Annotated in this window: 1 protein-coding gene; it reads right to left on the bottom strand. The window is 51.4% G+C overall.

All coding sequences use genetic code 11. The annotated features are described in order from the left end of the window. A partial coding sequence (locus AC1M9J_RS14755; RefSeq protein WP_481952571.1) for a type VI secretion system Vgr family protein occupies positions 1-693 on the bottom strand: 693 nt, incomplete at both ends.

The raw sequence follows: 693 nt of genomic DNA, 5'->3' as shown, positions 1-693 counted from the left end.
TGCCACTTCACTCAAAGCTTTGGCGTTGTTTAAGCTACTTTCGAGTTGTTGTTTGGCTTCGCTTGCATCGAGATGGTTTGCTTTGGCTTGTTCTTGTTTGTAGGTGGAGATGAGTATGCCTTCGCCCGCTCGTACTGCACCCCATTGGTCGGTTCTGAGTTCGAAACCTTCACCACGTCCTTCACTTTCTGCTGTTGCTTTGGGATGACTGAGATTCCCTAGGTTAAGTTGGCTCGCCCCGTGGGTGTTTTGCAGTTGGGTGGAGATTTGTCCTGTGGTGTCATCAAAGCGGAGTTGTCCATAGCCTTCGCCTTGGACTTCTTTACTTTTAATCCCTGCGAGTTTTTTGGTGTCTGGCAGTTGACCTTGACTGTCAAATCGGGTTGGGCTGCGTTGGGCTTCATGTAGGCGTCCCACCACAAAGGGGCGGTCGATGTTGCCGTCAAAGAAGTCGATAACCACGATTTCATTGATTCGAGGAAGGAAGCGTGCGCCATAGCCTTCGCCTGCCCATGGGGTCAGTACATCGACCCAAGCTGAATCGGTATCGTTGTTGTTACTGCCTGCACCGCCATCAAATTGGTGGTCTTCTGCTCGGGTAAACAGGAAGCGTACTTTGATGCGTCCCCATTCATCGACATGAATTTCTTCTCCTGCAGGTCCCACCACTTTGGCGCGTTGCGGATGGGTGCT

The sequence above is a fragment of the Acinetobacter sp. ANC_7588 genome (assembly GCF_056783995.1).
This window is presented reverse-complemented; position numbering and strand designations above follow the sequence as displayed.